The organism is Marinobacter sp. (genome assembly GCF_033722195.1).
Lineage (GTDB): Bacteria > Pseudomonadota > Gammaproteobacteria > Pseudomonadales > Oleiphilaceae > Marinobacter.
Genome location: NZ_JAWVZL010000064.1, coordinates 1 through 17,555, shown reverse-complemented (window position 1 = coordinate 17,555; position 17,555 = coordinate 1). Strand labels below are relative to the sequence as shown.

Here is a 17,555-nt window from a genome sequence, read left to right as displayed (position 1 = left end):
TTCTGGGTGTTGACCTGGCCGGAGCCAATTCCATTGAAGTCAACTGTCATGGCGATACCTGCTGTCACTGAGTGCCGATGTATTTCTGCACGGCACGGAATGGGTTACTCGGTGTAACGGCGCTGGCGCCGATTTCTTTAGCGATTTTTTTGAAGATTTTTGTTACCGGAATGTCATGGAATAACGGTGATGCTCTGCCGGCCGGCGGCAAGGCCTTGCCGGTCTGCCAGTCACATGGGAATCTCCACGTGCCCGGGTGCGACGACCTGGCCTCGCACGGTACGGGAGGACTTCAGGTTCTCCACCAGAATCTGCTCGCCAATGCGGCCGTTCGCCAGGGCCTTGCCCCGGGACTGCACCGAGAAACTGCCGGATCGGGCACTGATGATAACATGATCGCCCCGGCTGACGGCATCCGGTGCCGTCACCAGATCCGGCGTAAACACGGTGCCCGCGTTCACCGGCCGCTGCATTTCCATGCCCACCAGGTGGTCCTTGCGTGTGACCGCGCCGCGCCGGACGGCATTCACCACCACCTCGGCCGTGGTGATCATGCCGGCGTTGAGCCGGTCACCCCGATTCAGAGGACGGGCCGCCACATAGGCGTTGCCGGTGATGGTCAGGTCGGTGGTTAGGTAGAGCTTCCACGGCCGCTCACCGTCGCAGGACACCAGCAGGCGCGGGCTGGTGGAGCGCCAGGGGTCGCCGCTGAATTCCACCGCCAGATCATCGGCACAGGCGGCCATCTTCAGGCGTGAATCCAGCGTGCCCACCTCGAAACTGACCTGGTAGCCGTCCGCTTTCTGGCTGTCGGCAAACTGCGCCAGGAACCGGGCGGCGGCGGCGCGGATCTCGTCCGGGCCGGTGCCGGAGGCGTGGCCCGCCAGGGGCAGCAGGGCCAGGATGCCGAGCATCAGGAAGATACGCATTCGCTTCACTTTGTCCTATGCTTTGGTTGAACGGTTGTCAGGTTGCAATTCTTTACCCTTGACCGCCTCAAGTTTGACGTATCATCGCCGTTACAAAGCTGCGTGTGGCGGGCGAAGGCAACAACCTGGGCCCGCGACGGAAAAACGACGGCTACATCAGATTGAGCAAGAAGCGTGCCGGTAACGGCATCGGGCGTACTCAGGAGTGGATCAGAATGGCAGGCGTACTGGACAGCGTTAATCAGCGAACCCAGCTTGTAGGACAGAACCGTCTGGAACTCCTGCTGTTCCGCCTGCGTGGGCGCCAGGTTTACGGCATCAATGTGTTCAAGGTGAAAGAGGTGCTGCAGTGCCCGCGCCTGTCCTCGATTCCCAACAGCCGACCCATGGTAAGGGGTGTTGCCCACATACGCGGTGAGACCATTCCCATCATCGACCTGGGCATGGCCATAAGGCTGCCGGCGATTCCGGCGGAAGAGGTGGCCACCAGTTTCGTCATCATCACCGAGTACAACCGCAAGACCCAGGGCTTCCTGGTGGGCGGCGTCGACCGCATCGTCAACATGAACTGGGAAGAGATCCTGCCGCCGCCCAAGGGCGCAGGCCGGGAAGTCTACCTCACCGCCGTCACCAAGCTCGATGACAAGCTGGTGGAGATCATCGACGTGGAGAAGATTCTCTCGGAAGTGGCTCCGCTGGCGGACAATGTCACCGACAAGGTGTTGTCCCGGAATGCCGAGTCCGACCGCAGTGCCAGCCTGCCGGTCCTGGTGGTGGACGACTCCTCCGTGGCGCGGCGCCAGATCGAGCGCTGCCTCACTGCCATCGGCCTGCCGGTGGTCATCAAGAACGACGGCAAGCAGGCGCTGGACTACCTGAAGGAGCTGACCGCCGACGGCAGCAAGGCCACCGACCATATTTCCATGATGATTTCCGACGTGGAGATGCCGGAGATGGATGGCTATACCCTGGTCACCCGTTGTAAGAGCGACTCCAAGATCTCGGACCTCTATGTGATGCTGCATACCTCACTGAGCGGTGTGTTCAACAAGGCCATGGTGCAGAAAGTGGGTGCCGATGACTTCATGGCCAAGTTCAGCCCCGACGAGCTGGCTGAACGGGTAATGGACATTCTGGACAAGGCCTGAGACCCTTGGCGGCCTGACCACCGGGGCCCGTCTTATTCCCAGAGCCGACATTTACCGCCGGGGCCGATAGTTACAGAGACTCGATGAAATCTGAAATCACACCCCAGGAATACGAAGCTTTCAAGTCGTTCCTGCAGGAGGCCTGCGGCATTCTGTTGGGCGAGAACAAGCAGTACCTGGTGAAGAGCCGCCTGCGGCGAATTCTGGAAGACAACCAGATGCACAGCCTCGGGGCCCTGGTGGAGCATCTGCGGAGGCCGGGCCGCAGTCCGCTGCGTGAGCTGGTCATCGATGCCATGACCACCAACGAGACCCTCTGGTTCCGCGATAATCACCCCTTCCGTATCCTGTCCGACATGCTGTTGCCGGAGTTTGCCGAGCGCGGCGGCAGCCAGCCCATTCGCATCTGGTCCGCGGCCTGTTCCACCGGGCAGGAGCCGTACTCCATTGCCATGGCGGTGGACGAGTTCAAGCGCCAGAAACCCGGCAAGCTGCGCAACGACGTCAGGATCACTGCCACCGACATTTCACGGAGCGTGCTGGAAGTGGCCCGCCGGGGCGAGTACGAGATGCTCGCCATCGGCCGCGGGCTCTCCGCCGAGCGCCAGAAGAGTTTCTTCACCGCCTCCGGCAATGGCGGCTGGCAGATACGGCCGGGCATCAAGTCGATGGTGGAATTCAAGGAACTGAACCTGCTGGAGCGCTACATGCTGGGCAAGTTCGACATCGTGTTCTGCCGCAACGTGCTGATCTATTTCTCGGCAGAACTGAAGAAGGATATCCTGACCCGGATCCACGCCACCCTCAATCCCGGCGGCTATCTGATCCTGGGCGCATCCGAATCCCTCAACGGCATGCCCCACCTCTACGAAATGGTGCAGTGCCGCCCGGGTATCATCTATCGCAAGAAGTAGGGGCCAGCCCGCCATGATCATCGATTTCGACGAACTGTCCGCCGGCGAGATCTATCACGCCATGACCCAGACCATCATTCCCCGTCCGGTGGCCTGGATCCTGTCTGAAAACCCGAACGGCGACTACAACCTGGCGCCGTTCTCCTTCTTCACCGCCATCGGCAGCGCACCGCCCCTGATCATGGTGTCGGTGGGCAAGAAGCCCACCGGCGAGTTCAAGGACACCCGCACCAACATCGAGGCCCGGGGCCGCTTCACTATCCACCTGGCCCATCGCGAGCTGGCCGCCGACATGACGGAAACCTCCCGCGTATTGCCCCACGGCGAATCCGAGCTCAACAACGTGGACCTGGAACTGGTGGATTTCGACGGCTTCTCGATGCCCCGGCTGGCGGACTGCCGCATCGCGCTGGGTTGCGAACTCTATGAAATCAAGGAAGTGGGCGACCAGCCCCAGAGCCTGATTTTCGGCCGCATCCGCAGGATCTTTGTGGCCGACGACGTCACCGGGGTCGACGACAAGGGGCGTTTCCGGGTCAATGCCGAGCGGGTGGACCCCATCGGCCGGCTCGGTGGCAGCGAATACGTCACCTTCGGCGAGGTGCTCACCATCCCCCGGCCCACCTGAGCCATGGTGTTCATGGCCTGGCGCGAAGGCGTGACGCCAGGCCTCAGATCAGCCCGGCGCTGGTCAGCAGGAAGACACCGAGTGTGACCGTCACGCTGGCCACCAGGGTGGTCAGGGCGATGATGTTGGCGGCCAGTTTGTCGTTGCCCCCCAGCGCCTTCACCATCACGAAACTGGCCGCCGCGGTGGGGCTGGCGAAGAACAGGAACATCAGCCCCAGCTCCTGGCCCCGAAAACCCGCCAGCCAGGCGGCAAAGGTACAGATGGCCGGCAACACCACCATTTTCAGCACGGAGGCACCGGCGGCCGTGCCCTGATCCTGGCGCATGGTCAGGCCCGACAGGGTGCCGCCCACACACAGAAGGGCCAGCGGTAATGTCAGGGACGCGAAATAGTCCCCGCTGACCATCAGCCAGTCAGGCAGGGTCAGGCCCCACCAGGCGAAAGGCACGGCGATCACCACCGCCAGTATCAGGGGATTGCGCAGGATGTCCCGGACGATGCTCTGCCAGCTCGCCCGCTGATCGCCCTGGTAGGCAGACAGCACCACCACCGACAGGGTGTTGTAGGAAATGATCACTACCCCCAGCAGCAGACCGCCCGCCGACAGACCATAATCGCCGTAAAGGCTGGCCGCCAGTGCCAGTCCGACAATGCCGCAATTGCCCCGAAAAGCCCCCTGCACATAGACACCCCGGTCCCGGTAGGGCACCCGCCAGTGGGCCCAGAGCCAGGCCAGGGCAAAACTGCCCAGGGTGGCCAGCAGGTAAAAGCCCAGCAGGCCCGGGTTCAGCGTGGTCTCCAGGTCGGCGCGGATGATGCTGAGAAAGATCAGGGTCGGCAGGGTGGCCTTGAACACCAGCGCTGAGGCGGTATGGATGAATGCCAGGTCGATCAGGCCCCAGCGCCGCAATCCCAGGCCGATGAAGACCATGGCAAAGACGGGCAGGGTGATTTCCAGGGTCTGCAGGAAGATGCTGGCGAGGTTCATCGCGGGATTATAGCAGCCGGTTTTGGCGGGGCTTTCGGTGAGAAGGCGCAGCGGTCCGGTTTGATGTCGATAAGGGGTGTGCCGTCCAGGCAGTCCAGGCCACGGACATAGACGGTGCCTGCCTCGATCCGCTCAAGCCTGACGAGCGCGGTGCCGATGGGGTTGGGCCGCACGGGAGAGCGCAGGGCGAAGGTTCCGAAGGTTTGGCCATCGCTCTTCGGGGACTGCAGCACGAGGTCGCGACGACTTCTGTCCAGCCAGTAGAGCACCTCGATCATCTCGTAGGCCTCCAGGCCGCGCAGAGCCTCGTGCCAGACCAGATCCAGTACCAGCTGGCACTCGGGGCCGTCTATCTGTCCCTGGCGCGGGCACTGCTGACGTGATCGCCATGGGGTCCGGATCTTTCCGATGAAGCGCAGGCTGGCGTCAGAGGCAGGGGCCAGAGTTACAGTCTGCTCGTTGGGGCGCAGGTCATCTTTGTTGGTCATGGTTGCCTCGGGGCAGCCTCCGGTCGAACCCGCGAGGGTTCTTTCTACCCTCCTGCTGCACCAATAAAAAAAACCCGGCGCAGGGCCGGGTTTTATTATTGGCGGAGAGGGAGGGATTCGAACCCTCGATACGCTATTAACGTATACACACTTTCCAGGCGTGCGCCTTCAGCCACTCGGCCACCTCTCCAATAACTCGTTATAAATTCCTGCCTGTTGGTTCGCGCCGGCGTTCGCTTCGCGAACGTCACTTTCCAGGCGTGCGCGTTATTCGGCACTCCGTGCCTCACCCCTCCGGGGCCGTCGTCGCTGCGCTCCGACGTTCAGTCGGCCGTCCCGGCCTTGGTGTCAGCCACTCGGCCACCTCTCCAATAAACCGTTTCAAATCAGCGTGCTGATCTGAGGGCGCAAACTCTAATGGGTTTCGACCCGTTTCGCAAGACCTGTTGCGAAAGAAGCTGGCCATGCCGCCGCTCAGGCGGTGGTAAAGTCCCTGAAATCACCGACTTCAACGGATTTCTTCACCCTCACGTTCTCCACCTCCGCGGCCGGGGAGCCCTGCCAGCACCAGTCCACCAGTTGTTCCAGTGAGTCGGGGTGGCCCTGGGCCTGGATTTCTACCCGGCCGTCGGCGAGGTTCTTGGCGTAGCCGGTGATGTCCAGCTCCCGGGCGGTTGCCTGGGCGGCGGCGCGGTAGGACACGCCCTGTACCTTGCCCTCAATCAGGATCTGCCATTGTTCCTTGCTCATAACCGGCTCCTCAAAGTTGTTGAATCAGCATGTAACTTAACGTACCGCCGATAATGGATAAAAGTGCATTACGGCGCCAAAGGTGTAAAGCCACTACCAGAATACTGGGGCCAAGGGCATCGAAACCGAACAGCGGCGCCTGCCAGTGGGCGGAACGCAGCAGGAAAATAACCACCAGCAACGCCATGACCGCCGCCGGCAGGTAGCGTCCCAGGTGCAGCACCAGCGGATGTTCGCCGTGCCTGGACAGGAACAGAAAGGGCGTTGCGCGGGTCAGGAAGGTGGCCAGCGCACTGACGGCAATGAAGGCGGTGAGGTAGAGGCTGTCATCCATGGCCCGGCGGCTCCCGGGTGGCGGCCGGCTGCAGCGACAAGCGGTAGCTTGCCAGCAGGGCGGCGGCGACCAGCACGATGGCGCCCAGCAGCTGGTGGCTGGCGGGCAGCACGGCCACGGCGATACCGGCTCCGGCCGCGCCCAGCCACAAGGGCAGCATCTGGCCGAGGGCCTTGTACTGCTCGATGGCCAGAACGATGAAAAGCGCCACCAGGGCAAACTCGATGCCAGTGCTGTTGAACTGGATGCGGGAGCCGAGCCAGGCACCGAGGGCGCAGCCGACAATCCAGTAGCTCTGGTTGAAGAGGGTGATCAGGAAGTCCACGCGCTGTTCGGCGGCCGCATCCGGGCCCCGCGAGCGGCTGGTGAGCAGGGAATAGGTCTCGTCGGTCAGCCCGAAGATCAGGTACAGCTTGCGCCAGCCGGCGCCGGAAAAGCGCCCCAGCAGGGACAGGCCGTAAAACAGGTGGCGGGAGTTGAGCACCAGCATGGCCACGAACACCGCCACCAGGTCCGCCTCGCTGGCCAGCAGCCCCACCGCCAGGATCTGCGCGGCGCCGGCGAAGATGGTCACCGCCATCAGCGGCGCCACCCACCAGCTGTAATCCAGCTGGGCAGTGAAGAGCACGCCGAACGCCATGCCCAGCGGCACGTAACCGAACATCACCGGCAGGGTGAGCCGGAAAGGGGAAGGGTTGCTCAACGTTTTACCACCCGTTTCTCGTAGACGGTTGCAATGGTTTTGCCATCCCAGACATAGCCGTAGTGACTGGCCTGAATCACCGAGTGCAGGACCCTGGGTGTCAGCAGGGCGTAACAGTCCACACCGGGGCTGCGCACCGAGCGGTAGAAGATGGCCTCAACACCGTCCCGTTTCGACTGCAGGCCAAGTTGACGGGCCTGGGAGTAATCATCGGCGGCATGATACCCGTGGTTTTGCCATTCGTCGCCCCGAATATCGACGCCGGTGGCGCTGAAGTCCGCTTTCAGGCACCGCATGCTGATTTCCTGGGGCTCCATCCGGGTGTACCCGAGCCAGCGCTCCATGTGATAGACGGTCTCGTCGATGGCGCCGATGCGCTCCCGGGCGCAATAGAACACGCCAAAGTCGCCGGTGCTGAAGCGACTGCCGTCCGGGTTCAGGTGGGTGAAAGGCGCCATGGCGTAGTGGCAGCCGCGGATGCCAAAGGGCCGCTCCGAGGCCGGCACCAGGCGCAGCTCACCCAGCTCGTCCCGCAGCCTGGGGTTAACCCGGGCCTGGACCGCGTAGAGGGCGTCGAAATCGGCCTGGTCGGCCACATCATCGAACAGGGACACCGGCGGATACTTGCTGGGCACCATCCGGTAGGCCTTCTGGTGCACCAGGGTGGCGAGACCGGGCCGGCTCACCACCAGCCTCCGCGGGCGGCGTCGATGTGGCGGAAGACATCGATCAGGTCCTCCATCCGGCCCGAGGCCATGATCTCCATGGCGGAACGGCCCCGGAACCAGACGTGGTCGTTGGGACGCCGCACCCAGCCGTAGACCGACTCCGGGTCACTCAGGATCAGCCGCAGCCCGGCATGGATGTTGAGCAGGTAGGCCAGGCGGTCTGCCAGGTCCACGGTCACCCGCACACTCTGGGGAGTTTTCTGCAGGCGATAGAAACTGGAGCGGGGCAGCTGGCCGAGCAGGGCCCGCTTCTCTTCCTCGGTGCATTGCCACTTGTCCAGGATGTTCAGCACCACCGGGATGGCGGTATGGATCTGGCTGTCGTCGGCTGTGGGCACCGACTGTATCGCGGTTTGGTTCTGGCGCGCCATCTCGGGCCTCCTCGGTGACCATCTGCAGTGTTCATATTGGACTAAAACGTATAAAAAGTACAGTTTGAAACCTGCATGATATGGGCTCTCACCCAGTCACGATGCCAGCTGGCGCGGCGGCTGTAACAGAACTGTCACGCTACAGCCATAGGATTCTGGTCACTCTCAAGGTGATAGGTGATTCATGTTGGCGACCGTTCGTGCCCGTATCCTGCTGTTCTCCTTCGTGTCGATTTTTGCCCTGGTATCCGTGGGTGCTCTGGCGTGGACCATCATGGTTCGCGCGCAGCAGGCGACCGAGGGCCTGGTGAACGAAAACCTGGCAGACGCCTGGCTGATCATGGATCTGGAGGAGGATCACCGGCAGCTGCAGGATCTTGCCTACCAGATCAAGGCGCAGCTGATGCTCTGGGACGAGATCAATACCGAGTTCCAGGCCCTGGGCGAGCGACTCGAGCAGCACTGGCAGGCCATCCGCAGCAGTCCCCGGCTGGAGGGCTGGGCTGAGGAAAACCAGACCGGTTTTGACGCCGTCCAAGGCCTTCTTAAGGCCATGGCCGAGGGCATCGCTGAGCGCAGCTACTACCGGGTGGGCCAGGTGGTGGACTTCCAGTTGGCGGGCGCTGTCGGCCCCATGCTGTCGGCTATCCAGGCCCGGCAGGATGCGGTGCGGGAGCAGGTTACCGCGGAGGCCTCGGACCTGCTGGGCTTCATGGCGGAACAGCAACGCAACCTGATGTTCGGCTCCGCGGTGTTCCTGGTGGCGATTGTGACCCTGGCGGTCTGGATCCGGCGCAGTGTGGTCCTGCGTCTGGGCCGTATCCAGGAGGACCTGCGGGCCATGGAGGCCGATTCCGACCTGTCACGGGTGCCGGTGGTGGCCGGGCGTGATGAGGTGGCCGGCGTAAGCCAGGCCATCGGCGGCCTGGTGGCCCATTTCGAGCGCTTTATTGCCGATGTCCGCGCCGCCTCCGACAGCCTGGAAGACCGCTCCCGGGCACTGGACGACCAGGCCGAGGAGGTGGGTGACACCAGTCGCAGGACCGGCCAGCAGATCGCCGACGTCACCGAGTCCATGGTGTTCATCGCCCAGCAGGCCCAGACCATCGAGCAGGTGGCCGAGAAGTCCCGCCTGACCGTGACCACCGCCATCGAAGCCAACCATCAGGTCCAGGACGGCCTGCGCAACAGCGAGGCGGCCGCCGAGCAGGCGGTGGCGGTGATCTCCCGGGTGGCTGAATCCATCCATGCGCTGGCGGAGTCCACTGGCCGAATCGAACAGGTGATCGGCGTCATTGCCGACATCGCCGAGCAGACCAACCTGCTGGCCCTGAACGCTGCCATCGAGGCGGCCAGGGCCGGCCAGCACGGCCGCGGCTTTGCCGTGGTGGCGGACGAGGTGCGCAACCTGTCGCGGCGGACCGCCGAATCCACCGTCGAAATCCGTCAGTGGGTGGGGGACCTGGTTCGCGGTGTGGGGGAGGTGGACGGCCAGCTGGTGGACATGCGGGACGTGGGTACCCGCAACCGGGAACAGCTCGACGTTTTGAAAACCCACCTGGTGTCCCTGCAGGAGCGCTTCGACCAGCTCCAGGCCCACAGTGCCGATATCGATGCCGCCATCCTGGCCCAGCGTGACTCCATGGGCCGGGTCGAGCGCCGGGCCGCCACCCTCGGTGACAGCGCCTCGCGCCTTGGCAGCAACGTCGACAGCACCCGGGCGGTCAGCGACTCCCTGCGCCGGGAGTCCAGCTCCCTGCGCCAGCTGGTGGGGCGCTTCCGCACCGCCGCCTGAGGCCTGTGCCGTCTTTGCCGATTGGGGGCCATGCCGTTATGCTGGCCCCTGATCAACCAGGATGGCCGCCATGACCGACGACACCGCTAAACAGCCCGAGCAGGACCCGCGTGACGCGCCCTTTGTGGTGGATACCGACCTGCTCACCGAAGATCAGTTGGAGGGGCTGGTGCAGGAGTATTGCACCCGGTTTCACGGCATCAACGATACCGAGAACCCGCTGGCCGAACAGGCCCGCGTGATGGCTGCCGTGCGCCGGGGCGACCTGGTGGTGTGGTTCGACCCGGTACAGGAAAGCGCCGGCCTGGACCGCAAGCCAGATTGATCCCGCTTATAACCTGCCATAACCCATTGTCAGTTTTCCTAATAGCCTGCCCCGCCTATGATGACCTCCTGAGATAAGTCCAAGTCGTCGGAGGTGCCATGAATACCCGTATCGAGGCCGTGCTGATCGCCAATCGCGGCGAGATCGCCATCCGGATTGCCCGCTCCCTGGCGGAGGGCGGAACCCGCTCCGTGGGCGTGTTTGCTGCCGATGAGGCCGGGGCGCTGCACAGCCAGCGGGTGGATCACGCCGTGGCGCTGTCCGGCAGTGGGCCCAGGGCTTACCTGGACGGCGACGAACTGGTGAGGGTTGCCCAGGCCAACGGCTGCCAGGCCATTCACCCCGGCTATGGCTTTCTCAGCGAAAACGCCGACTTCGCCCGCCAGTGCCGGGAGGCCGGATTGCTGTTCATCGGGCCCTCACCGGACTGCCTGGCATTGCTGGGGGACAAGGCCTCGGCCCGCGCCCTGGCCCGAGAGCAGGGCGTGCCGCTGGCCGAGGGTACCGGCGAGGCCACCAATCTGGAGCAGGCCCGGGACTTTCTCACGGAGCTACAGCGCCGATACGGCGATAACGCCGGCATCATGATCAAGGCCCTGGCCGGTGGCGGCGGCCGCGGCATGCGCCCGGTGCAGCAACTTGATGAACTGGACAGAGCCTACACCCAATGCCGTGCCGAGGCCCGGGCTGCGTTCGGCAACGATGCCGTCTATGTGGAGCGCCTGATCACCGAGGCTCGCCACGTTGAAGTGCAGGTCATCGCCGACGGTGAAGGTAACGTGGGTCACCTCTGGGACCGTGACTGCAGCCTGCAGCGCAACCGCCAGAAGCTGGTGGAGGTGGCGCCGGCGCCGGGTCTGAGCGCAGAGCAGCGCCACGCCCTGATCGAGGCCGCCATGACCCTGGCCCGGGCCGCCGGCCTGCAGGGCCTGGCCACCTTCGAATTCCTGCTGGAGCCGGCCAGCGGCAACTGGGTGTTCATGGAGGCCAACCCGCGGTTGCAGGTGGAGCACACGGTGACCGAGGCCATCAGCGGCGTGGACCTGGTGGCCATCCAGGTGGCCCTGGTCGCAGGCGAGAGTCTCGACAGTCTCGGCCTCGCCGGCCTGCCCCTGGAGCCGCCAGCCCAGCGGGCTATGCAGTTGCGCATCAACCTGGAAACCGTGTTGCCCGACGGCAGCCTGCGGCCGGCCAGCGGCCAGGTCCAGGTCTACGAGCCGCCGGGCGGGCCGGGTATCCGGGTGGATGGCTGCGGCCACGCCGGTATGACCGCCACCACCGCCTACGACTCCCTGCTGGCCAAGCTGGTGGTGTCCGGCCGGCTGACCTGGCCGGCGCTGCTGGACAAGGCCCGCCGCGCACTGACGGAGTTTCGCCTGGAGGGCGTGGCCAGCAACCTGGGTTTCCTGGCCAGACTGCTCTCGATGCAAAGCCTGCGCCCCTATGAGGTTTCCATCGACACCGTTGCCGCCCGTCTCTCCGAACTCGCCGAGGGCCCGGCGCAATCGACAGCGGCCGACGCGGATCTGCCCGAGGGCGCCCGGCCGGTGGTCAGCCCCGTCCAGGGCCGGCTGTTGCGCGTTGCCGTCAGCAAGGGCGAGCAGGTGGCGGCCGGCGCGGTGCTGGCGGTGGTGGAAGCCATGAAGATGGAGTTCGAGCTCAAGGCGCCGACCGCCGGCCAGGTCACCCAAGTCTTTGTTCAGGAGGGGGCCTCACTGGACGAAGGCGCCGCGGTGCTGGCCCTGGAGGCCGATGACCAGGACGCCGTGGCGGAAGCCTCAGAGCTGGAAGTGGACCTGGGCTATATCCGGGAGGATCTTGCCCGCGTGCAGGCGCGTCATCAGCGCCTGCAGGATGACCATCGGCCCGAGGCGGTGGCCAAACGCCGTCGCACCGGCCAGCGCACTGCCCGGGAGAACCTGGCGGACCTGATGGACGAGGGCAGCTTCATCGAATACGGCGCCCTGGCCCTGGCCGCCCGCCGGCGCCGGCAGTCGGAGGCGGAGCTGATGGAGGCCAGCCCCGCCGACGGTCTGATCGCCGGCATCGGTACCGTCAACGGTGATCAGTTTGCCGCCGAGACCGCCCGCTGCATGGCTCTGGCCTACGACTACACCGTGTATGCCGGCACCCAGGGCGTGATGAACCACAAGAAGACCGACCGCATGCTGCAGCTGGCGGCCCAGTGGTCCCTGCCGGTAGTGCTGTTTGCCGAGGGCGGCGGTGGCCGTCCCGGGGATACGGATTTCACCGGTGTCGCAGGCCTGGACTGCCACACCTTCACCGCCATGGCGGCGCTGTCCGGCAAGGTGCCATTGATAGGCATCGTCTCCGGCCGCTGTTTTGCCGGCAATGCCGCGCTGCTGGGCTGCTGCGACGTCATCATCGCCACCCGGGATGCCACCATTGGCATGGCCGGCCCGGCCATGATCGAGGGCGGCGGCCTGGGGCGCTATTCCGCCGAGGAAGTGGGTCCGGTGTCGGTGCAGAGCGCCAACGGCGTGGTCGACGTGGTGGTGGCGGACGAGGCCGAGGCGGTCGCGGTAGCCAGGCAGTACCTGGCGTTCGTCCAGGGTGCCCGGGCCGAGTGGCAGGCCGCCGATCAGCGCTGGCTGCGTCACCTGGTGCCGGAGCACCGCCGGCGGGCCTACGATATGCGGGAAGTCATCCGCACCCTGGCGGATACCGACTCGGTACTCGAACTGCGGCCGGAATTCGCACCGGGCATGATCACCGCCATGGTACGGATCGAGGGCAGGGCCTGTGGCCTGATCGCCAACGACCCCCGCCACCTGGGGGGCGCCATCGACGCGGCCGGTGGCGACAAGGCCGCCCGTTTCATGCGCCTGAGTGACAACTACGGCCTGCCCATCGTCTCGCTGTGCGACACCCCCGGTTTCATGGTGGGCCCGGAGGCGGAGAAGCAGGGCACGGTGCGCCATGTCTCCCGCATGTTCGTGGCCGCCGCCCGGCTTCGAGTGCCGTTCTTTACCGTGGTGGTGCGCAAGGGCTATGGCCTCGGGGCTCAGGCCATGGCTGCCGGCAGCTTCCATTCCCCCCTGTTCACCATCGGCTGGCCCAGCAGCGAGTTCGGGGCCATGGGCCTTGAAGGCGCAGTGCGGCTTGGCTACGCCAAGGAGCTGGCGGCCATCGCCGATGCCGACCAGCGTCAGCACACCTTCGAGCGCATGGTCGCCAAGGCCTACGAACAGGGCCAGGGCACGAGCATGGCCAGTTTCCTGGAGATCGACGCCGTCATTGATCCGGCTGAAACCCGGCGCTGGCTGGTGCGCGGTCTGGACTCCGCCGGCAGGTCCGCAGCGATTGACCAGGGTCAAGGAGGCTTTATCGACACCTGGTAGCAAACCTACCTCTTACGGGCTGAACGCGTTACAATCAGCGGGTTTTCAGAAGTACCATCAGGTCCTCGGCGAGGTGAATTTTGATAAGGGTATTGGTTGTTGACGACCATGATCTGGTTCGCTCGGGTATCACCCGCATGCTGGCCGACAATACCGATATTGAAGTCATCGGGCAGGCGGCATCCGGGGAGGAGGCAATCGACGCGGTTCGCCAGCAGCGGCCCGACATCGTCCTGATGGACATCCGCATGCCCGGCATTGGCGGCCTGGAGGCCACCCGCCGGATTCTGCGGATCGACGACAGTATCCGGGTCATCGTGGTGACCGCCTGTGCCGACGACCCTTACCCCACGCGGGTCATGCAGGCCGGCGCCTCCGCCTACATCACCAAGGGTGCCGACATCCGCGAGATGGTCCGTGCCATCCGCATGGCCCACACCGGCCAGCGCTACATCAGCCCGGAAATCGCCCAGAAGATGGCCCTCAAGCAGGTGGGCGACAACGGCGACGACGACCAGTCCATCTTCGACCGGCTGTCCGAGCGGGAACTCCAGATCGCCATGATGGTGGTGGACTGCCAGAAAGTGCAGGACATCTCCGACAAGCTCTGTCTCAGCCCCAAGACCGTCAACAGCTACCGCTACCGCATCTTCGAGAAGCTGGAGATCTCCAGTGATGTGGAACTGGCGCTGATGGCGGTGAGGCTCGGGTTGCTCGATGCCGACAAGGTCTGACGCGCCGGCCGGGGGTTTCGATTCCAAGACATTCCTCAAGAAGCTGACCGAACGTCCCGGCGTCTATCGGATGCTCGACGCGGCCGGCGAGGTGCTGTACGTCGGCAAGGCCCGCAACCTCAAGAAGCGGGTGGCGAGCTATTTCCGCACTAGCGGCCTGGCCCCCAAGACCGAGGCCCTGGTCAGCCGCATCCAAGCCATCGAGGTCACCATCACAGGCAGCGAGACCGAAGCGCTGCTGCTGGAACAGAACCTCATCAAATCCCTGCGCCCGCCCTACAACATCCTGCTGCGGGACGATAAATCCTACCCCTACATCTTTCTGTCCGGGCACCAGGATTATCCCTCGCTGACCTTCCGGCGCGGGCGCACCAAGAAGGCTCAGGGCACTTGGTTCGGGCCCTTTCCCAGCTCCGGCGCGGTCAAGGAAAGCCTTAATGTTTTACAGAAGGTTTTCCGCATAAGAAACTGTACGGAAAGCTTTTTCCGTAACCGGACCCGGCCCTGCCTGCAATACCAGATCAACCGCTGCACGGCGCCCTGTGTGGAGTACATCAGCCCCGAGGATTACCAGCGCGACGTGCGCCACGCCGCCATGTTCCTGGAGGGCAAGAACCCCGCCATCATCAACGACCTGATGCAGGAGATGGAGGTCGCCTCCCAGAACCTCCAGTTCGAAAAGGCCGCCGCCTGCCGGGACCAGATCAACCACCTGCGCCATGTCCAGGAGCAGCAGTCCGTGCACGGGGAGGGCGGTGACGCCGATGTGGTCGCCCTGGCCCAGGACGCCGGCGTGGTGTGCATCGTGGTGATCATCGTGCGTGGCGGCCGGGTGCTGGGCACCAAGGACTACTTCCCGCGCTATTCCATCGAGCAGTCTGAAGCCGAGCTGCTGAGCGCCTTCCTGGGCCAGTTCTATTTCGGCGGCAGCACCCAGCGGGAACTGCCGCGGGAGGTGCTGGTGCCGGTGGAGATCGAAGGCAGCGAGCTGCTGTCCCAGGCCCTTACCGAGGCCGCCGGCCGGGATACCCGGGTGCGCCACAGCGTCCGGGGTGAACGCCGTCGCTGGCTGGAGCTGGCCGCCACCAACGCCAAACAGACCCTGCTGACCCACCTGGCCAGCAAGGAGACCGTCTACCGCCGCCTGCTGGCCCTCAGAGACCTGCTGCGCCTGGCGGAGACCCCGAGCCGGATGGAATGTTTCGACATCAGCCACAGCCACGGCGAACACACGGTCGCGTCCTGCGTCGTTTTCGACGAGAATGGGCCGCTTAAAAGCGACTACCGGCTCTACAACATCGAAGGCGAGACCGCCGGTGACGACTACGGCGCCATGCGTCAGGTGCTGACCCGCCGCTACAAGCGCATGATGGCGGGCGACGGCAAACGCCCGGACCTGGTGTTCATCGACGGCGGCAAGGGCCAGCTCAACGTGGCGCGGGAAGTGTTCGACAGCCTCGGCATCGACGACATCCCGCTGATCGGTGTGGCCAAAGGTGTCACCCGCCGGGCCGGCATGGAGCAGCTGATCGACGCCCTGACCGGCGATGTCTTCCGGGTGCCGGCGGACTCCCCGGCGCTGCACCTGATCCAGCATATCCGGGACGAGTCCCACCGCTTTGCCATCACCGGCCACCGCAAGGGCAGGGACAAGAAGCGGCGCCAGTCCACCCTGGAGGGCATTGACGGGGTAGGGGCCAAGCGTCGCCGTGAACTGATCCGCTATTTCGGCGGCATCCAGGAAATCCGCAAGGCGGGTGTGGATGAAATTGCTAAAGTGAAAGGCATCAGCAAGTCACTGGCCGAATCCATTTACGCGGCACTACACGACGAGTAAACAAAACGCATGAATCTACCCAACATCCTCACCCTGTCGCGCATCGTCATGATTCCGGTGTTCGTCGTGGTTTTCTACCTGCCGGTGGAGTGGCGCTATCTGGTCAGTGCCGCCATCTTTGCCCTGGCCGCCGCCACCGACTGGCTGGACGGCTACCTGGCCCGCAAGCTGGACCAGTCCACCCCCTTCGGCGCCTTCCTGGACCCGGTGGCGGACAAGCTCATGGTGGCGGTGGCGCTGACCGTGCTGATCCAGGAGCACTACAGCCTGTTCATGACCCTGCCGGCAATGGTGATCATCGGCCGGGAGATCGTCATCTCCGCGCTGCGGGAGTGGATGGCGGAGATCGGCAGCCGTGCCAGTGTGGCGGTGTCCTACATCGGCAAGATCAAGACCACCGCCCAGATGGTGGCCATCATCATGCTGCTGGCGGTGCCGCCGGCCACCCCGGTGGCCTATGCCGGCCTGGCGTTACTGTACATCGCCGCAGGCCTGACCCTGTGGTCCATGGTGCTCTACCTGAAAGCCGCCTGGCCTGAACTATTCCCGAAACACTAATGTGAGGCCGCGAGGGCGCTTTCGGGGCTGATTAAAGAATAATCAAACAGTTACGTGCAGGTTCCGGTTTAAAAAAGGGTTGACACCCAGCCCTGATTCATTAATATATGCGCCACTTCGCGGCAACACAGCGAAGGGCATCGGCCTCCGGGCCGGCGTCAGTAGAGCGGGAATAGCTCAGTTGGTAGAGCACAACCTTGCCAAGGTTGGGGTCGCGAGTTCGAATCTCGTTTCCCGCTCCAATTTCTCTCCGGTTCACCGGTTGGAAATCACAATCCAAGTCTCTCAAAGCCCACCTGAGAGCATGAAGCCAGAATTCTTCGGCTTTCCCCGGCGCGGTGGCAGAGTGGTTATGCAGCGGACTGCAACTCCGTGTACGCCGGTTCGATTCCGACCCGCGCCTCCATTTCTTTCTCTTTATTTACAGCTAGCTACCAGTTTCGAGCCAAAGCCGGCGTTTTGATGGCGACATCATGGCGACAAAATGGCGACCACGATTCATGGTTTTTCTGGATCGCGGAGCGATTTCAGAGTTGATTTTGATCGCTCTGGCGGACGAACCAACCGGTAGTGTTTGCGCATTGCCTCGGTCTCATGGCCACCTTTGTTGTTTTCCCCCTGGGATAAAAACTCGTCAGTTAAGCCCTTCTTCCTTAAGTCTCGCAACTGATACTTACCCTTGTATCCGGCCTCTTCACAGGCCTTTGCCCAGGATATTTGCATGAAACGATGCTGCACCGGTTTTGTGCGACTCCTGAAATCAAAATATCGTGGGTAGACCATTAGATACGGAGAAATGATCTCCTGCTCACGCTTCCAATCCCTGAACCACTCGATCAGTGCTCTCAGGTCCTCGTTCATCTCAATAACAATGGGCACGCCCGTTTTGTGCCGTGCGAAGTGGATTTCTCCAAACTCGCCCTCGTCATCCTTGATCTGATCCTCCTTTGTAACCATCCC

At 63.8% G+C, this 17,555-nt stretch carries 17 protein-coding genes, 3 tRNA genes and 1 pseudogene; 11 read left to right on the top strand and 10 right to left on the bottom strand.

The window, feature by feature from the left end; genetic code table 11:
* Positions 1–230: 230 nt before the first annotated feature.
* Positions 231–929: a flagellar basal body P-ring formation chaperone FlgA gene (gene flgA / locus R3280_RS11660; RefSeq protein WP_318998777.1), complete on the bottom strand. Its 699-nt coding sequence runs from the start codon at positions 927–929 to the stop codon at positions 231–233.
* 215 nt (positions 930–1,144) lie between these two features.
* Here flgA and R3280_RS11655 point away from each other — a divergent pair, with 215 nt between their 5' ends.
* From R3280_RS11655 to R3280_RS11645, 3 genes are all read left to right on the top strand, one after another.
* On the top strand, positions 1,145–2,077 hold the full coding sequence (locus R3280_RS11655; RefSeq protein WP_318998776.1) for a chemotaxis protein CheV: 933 nt from the start codon (positions 1,145–1,147) through the stop codon (positions 2,075–2,077).
* A gap of 83 nt (positions 2,078–2,160) precedes the next feature.
* Positions 2,161–2,991 (top strand): protein-glutamate O-methyltransferase CheR, encoded by an 831-nt coding sequence (locus R3280_RS11650; protein WP_318998775.1) that lies wholly within the window; start codon positions 2,161–2,163, stop codon positions 2,989–2,991.
* Between the two features lie 13 nt (positions 2,992–3,004).
* The gene (locus tag R3280_RS11645; RefSeq protein WP_318998774.1) at positions 3,005–3,619 is read left to right on the top strand and encodes a flavin reductase family protein; all 615 of its coding nucleotides are present in this window, start codon (positions 3,005–3,007) and stop codon (positions 3,617–3,619) included.
* Positions 3,620–3,662: 43 nt separating this feature from the next.
* Here R3280_RS11645 and R3280_RS11640 read toward each other — a convergent pair whose 3' ends face one another.
* The 8 genes from R3280_RS11640 to R3280_RS11605 form a co-directional block, all read right to left on the bottom strand.
* The gene (locus R3280_RS11640) at positions 3,663–4,610 is read right to left on the bottom strand and encodes an AEC family transporter (protein WP_318998773.1); all 948 of its coding nucleotides are present in this window, start codon (positions 4,608–4,610) and stop codon (positions 3,663–3,665) included.
* On the bottom strand, positions 4,607–5,098 hold the full coding sequence (tsaA, locus tag R3280_RS11635; protein ID WP_318998772.1) for a tRNA (N6-threonylcarbamoyladenosine(37)-N6)-methyltransferase TrmO: 492 nt from the start codon (positions 5,096–5,098) through the stop codon (positions 4,607–4,609). The genes R3280_RS11640 and tsaA overlap by 4 nt, the downstream gene beginning before the upstream one ends.
* 99 nt (positions 5,099–5,197) lie before the next feature.
* Positions 5,198–5,288, bottom strand: a tRNA-Ser gene (locus tag R3280_RS11630).
* Positions 5,289–5,572: 284 nt separating this feature from the next.
* Complete coding sequence (locus tag R3280_RS11625; protein WP_318998771.1) at positions 5,573–5,848, bottom strand: acylphosphatase; 276 nt, start codon at positions 5,846–5,848, stop codon at positions 5,573–5,575.
* Between the two features lie 10 nt (positions 5,849–5,858).
* Entirely contained in the window at positions 5,859–6,182 is a 324-nt protein-coding gene (locus tag R3280_RS11620; RefSeq protein WP_318998770.1) for a branched-chain amino acid transporter permease, read from the bottom strand.
* Complete coding sequence (locus R3280_RS11615) at positions 6,175–6,846, bottom strand: AzlC family ABC transporter permease (RefSeq protein WP_318998778.1); 672 nt, start codon at positions 6,844–6,846, stop codon at positions 6,175–6,177. The genes R3280_RS11620 and R3280_RS11615 overlap by 8 nt, the downstream gene beginning before the upstream one ends.
* A gap of 35 nt (positions 6,847–6,881) precedes the next feature.
* Positions 6,882–7,571 carry an RES family NAD+ phosphorylase gene (locus tag R3280_RS11610; protein ID WP_318998769.1) on the bottom strand — a complete coding sequence of 230 codons (690 nt, stop codon included), beginning with the start codon at positions 7,569–7,571 and terminating at the stop codon, positions 6,882–6,884.
* Complete coding sequence (locus tag R3280_RS11605) at positions 7,568–7,984, bottom strand: MbcA/ParS/Xre antitoxin family protein (protein ID WP_318998768.1); 417 nt, start codon at positions 7,982–7,984, stop codon at positions 7,568–7,570. The genes R3280_RS11610 and R3280_RS11605 overlap by 4 nt, the downstream gene beginning before the upstream one ends.
* 184 nt (positions 7,985–8,168) lie before the next feature.
* On the opposite strand from R3280_RS11605, the gene R3280_RS11600 reads away from it, so the two are divergent.
* From R3280_RS11600 to R3280_RS11565, 8 genes are all read left to right on the top strand, one after another.
* Complete coding sequence (locus R3280_RS11600) at positions 8,169–9,779, top strand: methyl-accepting chemotaxis protein (protein ID WP_318998767.1); 1,611 nt, start codon at positions 8,169–8,171, stop codon at positions 9,777–9,779.
* 70 nt (positions 9,780–9,849) lie between these two features.
* Entirely contained in the window at positions 9,850–10,104 is a 255-nt protein-coding gene (locus tag R3280_RS11595; RefSeq protein WP_318998766.1) for a hypothetical protein, read from the top strand.
* A gap of 98 nt (positions 10,105–10,202) precedes the next feature.
* A complete protein-coding gene (locus R3280_RS11590) occupies positions 10,203–13,466 on the top strand; it encodes an acetyl-CoA carboxylase family protein (RefSeq protein WP_318998765.1) in 3,264 nt (1,087 codons plus the stop codon).
* A gap of 80 nt (positions 13,467–13,546) precedes the next feature.
* The gene (gene uvrY / locus R3280_RS11585) at positions 13,547–14,200 is read left to right on the top strand and encodes a UvrY/SirA/GacA family response regulator transcription factor (RefSeq protein WP_318998764.1); all 654 of its coding nucleotides are present in this window, start codon (positions 13,547–13,549) and stop codon (positions 14,198–14,200) included.
* Positions 14,184–16,037 carry an excinuclease ABC subunit UvrC gene (gene uvrC / locus R3280_RS11580; RefSeq protein ID WP_318998763.1) on the top strand — a complete coding sequence of 618 codons (1,854 nt, stop codon included), beginning with the start codon at positions 14,184–14,186 and terminating at the stop codon, positions 16,035–16,037. The genes uvrY and uvrC overlap by 17 nt, the downstream gene beginning before the upstream one ends.
* Positions 16,038–16,046: 9 nt before the next feature.
* Positions 16,047–16,595 carry a CDP-diacylglycerol--glycerol-3-phosphate 3-phosphatidyltransferase gene (gene pgsA, locus R3280_RS11575; RefSeq protein WP_318998762.1) on the top strand — a complete coding sequence of 183 codons (549 nt, stop codon included), beginning with the start codon at positions 16,047–16,049 and terminating at the stop codon, positions 16,593–16,595.
* Positions 16,596–16,761: 166 nt separating this feature from the next.
* Positions 16,762–16,837 (top strand) — tRNA-Gly (locus R3280_RS11570).
* 90 nt (positions 16,838–16,927) lie between these two features.
* A tRNA-Cys gene (locus R3280_RS11565) sits at positions 16,928–17,001 on the top strand.
* A gap of 92 nt (positions 17,002–17,093) precedes the next feature.
* On the opposite strand, the pseudogene R3280_RS11560 reads toward R3280_RS11565, so the two are convergent.
* A pseudogene (locus tag R3280_RS11560) lies at positions 17,094–17,555 on the bottom strand (hypothetical protein); the annotation flags it as partial.

What these genes read in the sequence shown, in the direction of transcription:
- flgA (WP_318998777.1), bottom strand. Translation starts at nt 929, where the DNA reads ATGCGTATCTTCCTGATGCTCGGCATCCTGGCCCTGCTGCCCCTGGCG.
- R3280_RS11655 (WP_318998776.1), top strand. Translation starts at nt 1,145, where the DNA reads ATGGCAGGCGTACTGGACAGCGTTAATCAGCGAACCCAGCTTGTAGGA.
- R3280_RS11650 (WP_318998775.1), top strand. Translation starts at nt 2,161, where the DNA reads ATGAAATCTGAAATCACACCCCAGGAATACGAAGCTTTCAAGTCGTTC.
- R3280_RS11645 (WP_318998774.1), top strand. Translation starts at nt 3,005, where the DNA reads ATGATCATCGATTTCGACGAACTGTCCGCCGGCGAGATCTATCACGCC.
- R3280_RS11640 (WP_318998773.1), bottom strand. Translation starts at nt 4,610, where the DNA reads ATGAACCTCGCCAGCATCTTCCTGCAGACCCTGGAAATCACCCTGCCC.
- tsaA (WP_318998772.1), bottom strand. Translation starts at nt 5,098, where the DNA reads ATGACCAACAAAGATGACCTGCGCCCCAACGAGCAGACTGTAACTCTG.
- R3280_RS11625 (WP_318998771.1), bottom strand. Translation starts at nt 5,848, where the DNA reads ATGAGCAAGGAACAATGGCAGATCCTGATTGAGGGCAAGGTACAGGGC.
- R3280_RS11620 (WP_318998770.1), bottom strand. Translation starts at nt 6,182, where the DNA reads ATGGATGACAGCCTCTACCTCACCGCCTTCATTGCCGTCAGTGCGCTG.
- R3280_RS11615 (WP_318998778.1), bottom strand. Translation starts at nt 6,846, where the DNA reads ATGTTCGGTTACGTGCCGCTGGGCATGGCGTTCGGCGTGCTCTTCACT.
- R3280_RS11605 (WP_318998768.1), bottom strand. Translation starts at nt 7,984, where the DNA reads ATGGCGCGCCAGAACCAAACCGCGATACAGTCGGTGCCCACAGCCGAC.
- R3280_RS11600 (WP_318998767.1), top strand. Translation starts at nt 8,169, where the DNA reads ATGTTGGCGACCGTTCGTGCCCGTATCCTGCTGTTCTCCTTCGTGTCG.
- R3280_RS11595 (WP_318998766.1), top strand. Translation starts at nt 9,850, where the DNA reads ATGACCGACGACACCGCTAAACAGCCCGAGCAGGACCCGCGTGACGCG.
- R3280_RS11590 (WP_318998765.1), top strand. Translation starts at nt 10,203, where the DNA reads ATGAATACCCGTATCGAGGCCGTGCTGATCGCCAATCGCGGCGAGATC.
- uvrC (WP_318998763.1), top strand. Translation starts at nt 14,184, where the DNA reads ATGCCGACAAGGTCTGACGCGCCGGCCGGGGGTTTCGATTCCAAGACA.
- pgsA (WP_318998762.1), top strand. Translation starts at nt 16,047, where the DNA reads ATGAATCTACCCAACATCCTCACCCTGTCGCGCATCGTCATGATTCCG.